This window comes from Phyllobacterium sp. P5_D12, assembly GCF_054049495.1.
Genome location: NZ_JBFUMG010000304.1, coordinates 1 through 5,378 on the forward strand (window position 1 = coordinate 1; position 5,378 = coordinate 5,378).

Sequence of the window (5,378 nt, forward strand, 5' to 3'; positions counted from 1 at the left end):
GAAGTCGCTGTGGACGTCGTCGTAGTAGCCGGCGCAGCGCTGGCCATCTGCACATTGCCCCCTGCCATTCTGGTGCTGGCAATATAGGCGTTGGCAATTGCACGGCTGGCATCATTCGAAGCTATATCGGCTGAATGATAACGGTCACGCTTTTCGTAGAACGCGTTGCCGCCCGCGACGACGGTGTAATGCATGTTCTTGTAAGGGAACCGAAGACCCGCAGTATGGAAATACATCGCGTTCTTCACTTTGGGATTGCGCTCACCCTTGAGCACGGCGTCCGCAGCAGCTTGCACGTCGGGCATTGCCACAGAACGCATGGGCCGCGATAGCACGCCCGGCGCGAACTGGTTTTTCTGACCAACCACGCCGCAGATGGAATTTCCCCATTTGCCCGAATCGAGACGGTTCATCACCACGGTGCCGACCGCGAGCAAGCCTTCCTTGCTCGAGCGGTTGGACTCGAAGAACATCGCCCGTTCAAGGCATTCCTTGTCCTTCGGCGTATAAGCGTAAGAAGTAGTTCTGGTACCCGAATGCGTCGTCAGACCGGCGGATAATTTGCCCGAATTCTGGCTCGTCGTACAACCGGTGACGAGACCGGCCGCCGCAACAATGCCTATAACAGAGTGGAGTTTTCCCCTACCGACGCCGTTCACGAAGCATTTCTCATCGCTGTTAATCCTGCTGGTGAAGTTGCTGACAGATTGATGCGATTTAGGGCCAAACAATGGCAATGATCATTATTGTGATATACGACATTACCATCCATTTGAAAATATGCAGTTATTTTATTCATTTCAACAGCAAAAAAATTTCAATAATGGCAAAATTAAGAACTTGTTTACCACATTTGCCCTAAACTTTGTGCATCTGCCCAAGCTGGTAAGGCACGCTATGCGCAATCATTCAGTCCGCTACGATACTCGCGAATCGCTTATGGCAGCGCTGGTTGAACTCATGGCGTTACAAATTCCGGTTGAAGATGTTGCGCCGGTTTTGTGCACGATCGGACCGGTCGATCTCGATCTGCTGGCCGATTGCATGAACGATATCGGCCTTAATGACAATCGGGCGATCGCAGCCTGACATTCCCATTCCTAGCTACCTGTCCGCATAGGGCTTGTTCCAATCCCTGTGACAAACTATCAATCGGCGCGATGGCCGGTTTGAGGGATGACACGTGAGCGAAAAGAAAGACGTCCTCCGCGAGATTGACGACAATGCAATACGCCTTGCACGCACGTTGATGCGTACCGCGCGCCACGCCGTGATTGCGACGCTCGATCCCCAGTCCGGCGCTCCGATTGCCACGCGCGTGGGCATCTCGACAGATCATGATGGCGCACCAATCATCCTTGTTTCGGCCCTCGCCGCACACACACCGGCACTGCTGGCCGATCCCCGGTGCTCGCTTTTGGTCGGCGAACCGGGCAAAGGTGACCCACTCGCCCATCCGCGGATGACGATAACCGCCAAGGCGCGAGAGATCGCCCGCGATACGCCGGAACACACCCGCATTGCATGGCGCTATCTTTCCCACTTGCCCAAGGCCAAGCTCTATGTTGACCTTGGCGATTTTCGCTTTTTCCGCCTGGAACCTGAAAGCGCCAAGCTGAATAGCGGCTTTGGCCAGGCTTATCAATTATCTGCAAATGATTGGCTTAKCCTCAGCCCGGTTGGAGAGGAACTCGCCGCCGCGGAACAGGGCGCCGTCGACCATATGAACGAAGACCATTCCGATGCGATCGCGCTTTATGCCCGCTTTTATGCCAGGGCACGTGACGGCAAGTGGCGCATGACAGGCATTGACGCCGATGGCTTCGATCTGGCCGAGGGTGACGACGTTCTGCGTGTCTTTTTCCAGGAGCCACTGACCTCTGCCAAGGACATGCACATGACGCTCGTGCGGATGGCTGGCGAAGCTCGCGCCGGGCTCGCATCGCAGTCGTGAAAAAACTGATCCCGGACGAGCACGGCTGGCTGCAACATCGGGTAATCCGTATCGCCGACGCTGAGGATGATCGGCTTGTGCCTTACCGGAACGTGCGCGAACGGGATCTCGTCGGGCGCGAGGGCCGGTTCATCGCCGAGGGCAAGGTTGTCCTCAATGTCCTGTTGTCCAACCAGGCTTTCGCGGTGGAATCGCTCCTCGTGCTGGAAAACCGGCTTGCGGGGCTGGGCCAGCAGCTCAAGCTTTGTCCCCCCGATGTACCGGTCTATTGCGTGTCGCGCGAGGTCATGGATGCAATTGCCGGCTTTCCGATGCATCGCGGCATCCTCGCCGTTGGCCGCCGCAACACGCCGCAATCCATCGATGCGTTGATCGAAGGAATGCCAGATAAGGCATTGGTGGTCGCTTTGTGCGGCATTTCAAATCACGACAACATGGGATCGATTTTTCGCAACGCCGCCGCCTTTGAAGCGGATTGCATTTTGATGGACGAAACCAGTTGCGATCCCCTTTACCGCAAGGCCATCCGCGTATCGGTCGGCTCGGCATTGAAAGTACCCTTTGCAAGGGAAGGATCGATCGAAGCCATCGTGACCAAATTGCAAACTGCCGGGTTCGACATTTTTGCTCTCAGCCCCGCCGGCACAACCGATATTTACGATGCCAGGCCCTCGCAACGCGTTGCGCTGCTTCTGGGCACGGAAGGCGACGGCCTGCCAAAGCCACTCTTGCAAAAACTGAAAACAGTGAAAATCTCTATGTCCGGCAGCTTCGACAGCCTGAACGTGGCGACAGCGTCGGGTATCGCCCTATCGCGTTTCAGCCGTTTTTCTGGTCTCTGAAGCTGTCGCCTGCAAAGCCCGAATGCGATCGGCCAGGCTCGCGATGATTTCGCCGTTTTCGTCATGCACCGGAGACATTTCGCTCTCGGCTTTCGCCAAGAGTTCGTTGACCTTCGAGGTTGGCCCCTCTAGCCGCGCGACCATGGCAACAACCTGTGCTGCAAGTGCATTCATCTCTTCGCGCAAGCGCTCGGTTTCCTGTGCTTGAACCAGCGCCTGCTTGCCGCGCGGCGTATCCAGAACAGAAGATCCCTGCTTGCGCCCTTCGGCGAGCACCTTGCGCAAACGTTCATTGATCCGCTCGATTTCCTTCTCGCGCCTTGAAAGCTTGGCCTCGCTATCGGAAATTTGCCTGAGCAGGGCATTCGAGCTTTTCTCAAGCTCGGCGCTTCGCTTGGTTTCCTGCGCCAGCGAATGCTGCAATGCCTTGATATCTGCTTCGGCCCGTTGTCTCAGGTTGTCGCTGTCACGCTTGTCCTGCCGCGCCTCTTTCAGATCATCCGTAAGATTGTCGATCCGGGCCGATTGCGCTGCGACTTCTATTTGAAAACTGTCCGCATTTATCGCGACACTGGACACGCGGCGATGCACGAGTTCGAGTTCAGCTGACTTTTGCTCGATCAATCGTTCATGCCCTATGATCATGGCCGCGGCTTTCTCCAGTTCCTGTTCACGATCGGCAAATGACGATCGCGACTCGGCAATCGCCGCATCGCGCGCCGCAAGTTCAGAGGTGAGATTGCGCATGAGACGCTCTTTCTCGCCGAGTTCGGCCAACTGCAGTGCAGCTTTTTCGCGGGAGCTCTCCAGCATCAACTCAAGCTTGCGCTCGGCGATCGCGTGTTCAGCGCGCAGGCCATCCCGCTGGGCTTGTATCTCGTTGAGCGTCAGCGGAGTCTCTGCCTCGACACGCTTGCGTGTGAGCAGTGTCGCCCGGCGCCAGATCGGCGGCGCAATCAAAAGCGCGAGCAGCACGGCGCTCAGGAATCCGAAAGCAAAATATAGCGCAGACTGGATCACGATCAGGGTCCCGTTGGATATCTATCTTGGCACAAATTACTAACAGTCAGYCCCTGAAACGCAAAGACGCGAACTGAAGAGTTCGCGTCCCAAATGCAATATGGTTATCTTATCAGAAAGGATTCCACGTCGCCGTCTGGGTAATCTTCAGGTAACCCACATTGACACCCAAACGTGCACCGACGCCCGTCCTGATCGGAACGAGCAGGACTTGATTCCGTTTGAGCACATTGAAACCGACTCCGGCGAAAAGATAGGCGGAACCGGCAACACCAACGAAGCGGCCGTACAGGTTCTGCACATCATCGAGATTGTAGACGAGCATCATGACGCGCGAACCCTGTCCGCCGAAATCCCAACCGATCGATGGTCCTTGCCAGAAGGTTTTGTGATCCCCGGCATTCTTGGTGTAGAGCGAACCTTCACCATAGGTCAGGCCGCCGATAAGGGCGCCCGATCCTTCCTCCCCGAGAACATAGCCGTTGGGCAGGCCATAGCTCTGGAAGACTTTTTCGACAGCCGTGGCGAGCCCACCTGAAGTCGATCCGAAGAACCGCTGGCCGGAAKTGACGATTTCTTCCATCGTATAGGTTTCTTGCGCCCGCGCCGTCTGCGCCTGGGCGACAACGAGTGACACAAGTGTCAAAATGAGGAGAAAGCCGCGGTTCAAAGACAAGAGTAGAGACGCCATCATAATTCCTTTTGGCTGTTCGCTTCTTTGCCTGACGCCTGATGCAAGGATGAGCAGATCTTGCGCCTGCTTTTAAAATCGAATTCATTTTAAGGCGCTAAACCTTGTATAAAAGTTTATGAATCGATCTTGGCATTTCAATGACTTGCAAAGAATGGCAAAAACCTTGAAATTTCAACATTTACAGGCTCCGGCCAAGACGTTCTTGCCGATCATGACCGAGCTATGTATCCAAATAGGCCAGAAATCGGAGTGATTCGCGTGTTACTGATTCGCGGCGGCCTCTGAACCACCAGCCAATCTTCAGGAGATTTCCCCATGACATTGCCCGTTATTCTCTCGGCAACGGACCTCGGAGCGCTCCTGAGCAGCCGCATCTGCCACGACATCATTTCACCCGTCGGCGCCATCAACAACGGGTTGGAATTGCTCGAAGAAGGCGGTTCCGATGAAGACGCGATGAGCCTCATCAAATCCAGCGCGCGCAGCGCATCTGCTCGCCTGCAGTTCGCGCGCATTGCTTTTGGCGCCGCCGGCTCCGCCGGGGTCCAGATCGATACGGGTGACGCGCAGAATGTCGCCAATGAATATATGAAGGGCGAAAAGGCCGAATTGAGTTGGGAAGGAACCCGGGTTCTGCTGCCCAAGAACAAGGTGAAGCTCTTGCTCAATCTGGTCCTGATCGCCAATGCGGCCCTGCCTCGCGGTGGCACATTGTCCGTCGCACTGCAAACCCCGGAAACACAGCCGCGTTTTGTCCTGACATCCCGTGGTCCAATGTTGCGCGTAGCGCCGAAATTCCTTGAACTGCACAGYGGCAAGGTTCCAGAAGAGCCGATCGATGCTCACGGCGTTCAACCTTACTATACGC

General features: G+C 55.7%; 7 protein-coding genes. 4 read left to right on the forward strand and 3 right to left on the reverse strand.

Features of this window, described 5'->3' with window-relative positions:
* Positions 1-659 (reverse strand): cell wall hydrolase (locus tag ACXJ5O_RS17775; protein WP_457301044.1); only part of this gene is annotated, 659 nt, incomplete at its 3' end.
* A 238-nt stretch (positions 660-897) separates the two neighbouring features.
* On the opposite strand from ACXJ5O_RS17775, the gene ACXJ5O_RS17780 reads away from it, so the two are divergent.
* From ACXJ5O_RS17780 to ACXJ5O_RS17790, 3 genes are all read left to right on the forward strand, one after another.
* The gene (locus ACXJ5O_RS17780; protein WP_158482220.1) at positions 898-1,089 is read left to right on the forward strand and encodes a hypothetical protein; all 192 of its coding nucleotides are present in this window, start codon (positions 898-900) and stop codon (positions 1,087-1,089) included.
* Positions 1,090-1,183: 94 nt separating this feature from the next.
* A complete protein-coding gene (locus ACXJ5O_RS17785; protein ID WP_457301045.1) occupies positions 1,184-1,954 on the forward strand; it encodes a HugZ family pyridoxamine 5'-phosphate oxidase in 771 nt (256 codons plus the stop codon).
* An 8-nt stretch (positions 1,955-1,962) separates the two neighbouring features.
* Complete coding sequence (locus ACXJ5O_RS17790; RefSeq protein WP_457301048.1) at positions 1,963-2,796, forward strand: TrmH family RNA methyltransferase; 834 nt, start codon at positions 1,963-1,965, stop codon at positions 2,794-2,796.
* Here the strand turns inward: ACXJ5O_RS17790 and ACXJ5O_RS17795 are convergent.
* On the reverse strand, positions 2,764-3,816 hold the full coding sequence (locus tag ACXJ5O_RS17795) for a hypothetical protein (RefSeq protein WP_457301046.1): 1,053 nt from the start codon (positions 3,814-3,816) through the stop codon (positions 2,764-2,766). The two genes, ACXJ5O_RS17790 and ACXJ5O_RS17795, sit on opposite strands and share 33 nt — an antisense overlap.
* Positions 3,817-3,928: 112 nt before the next feature.
* Positions 3,929-4,507, reverse strand: a complete 579-nt coding sequence (locus tag ACXJ5O_RS17800) for a DUF1134 domain-containing protein (protein WP_457301049.1) — start codon at positions 4,505-4,507, stop codon at positions 3,929-3,931.
* Between the two features lie 318 nt (positions 4,508-4,825).
* Between ACXJ5O_RS17800 and chpT the strand changes: the two genes are divergently transcribed.
* A partial coding sequence (chpT, locus tag ACXJ5O_RS17805; RefSeq protein ID WP_457301047.1) for a histidine phosphotransferase ChpT occupies positions 4,826-5,378 on the forward strand: 553 nt, incomplete at its 3' end.